General features: G+C 52.5%; 1 protein-coding gene. It reads right to left on the reverse strand.

The features are described 5' to 3' along the window. The coding region (locus tag JK635_RS24455; RefSeq protein ID WP_235888251.1) for a hypothetical protein at positions 1-276 on the reverse strand (276 nt) is incomplete at its 3' end. Positions 277-522 lie beyond the last annotated feature (246 nt).

Below are 522 nucleotides of genomic sequence, written 5' to 3' on the forward strand. Positions count from 1 at the left end.
CAGCCAACCTCCGAGTAGCCCGAGCAAGACAAGCGCTACAACGGAGTAGAAAGCAGGAAGTGAGATTGGCCTTGGGTTGTTCATATATAGGCTGCCAGTTGCTCCTATGGAAAAAACCGGCCTTTGAGCATAGCGGCCGGATACCGCATGCTGCCTTGAACAAGTTGCAAAAGCAATATCGAACTGAGCGAGGTAGGTAACGGCAGCTTGTGGCCGGCTGTCGCCGTAGCCAAAGCGGGGAAAATCGACCCATTGCAGGCATTTCGCTTTAAGCAAGCACCGAATGCTAGAGGCCCATCACAACTTCAAAGAAATGGCGAATCCACTGCCAAAACGCACGTCGCCTGGACTCGCCTCGCCTCAGTCGGTGCATCAATAGCCAAGTTGCGTACAAGGCAATCATAACGGCACATGCTGCGCTGAGGATAACTGCGAGGATGTTTATGGCGAAGAGCATAAGCGCATTTTCTTACCTGACCCTATTCGTTTGCTAGATCGCCTTGTAGGAACCCCACCCCATAC

Source organism: Neobacillus paridis, from assembly GCF_016765675.1.
Classification (GTDB): domain Bacteria; phylum Bacillota; class Bacilli; order Bacillales; family Cytobacillaceae; genus Neobacillus; species Neobacillus paridis.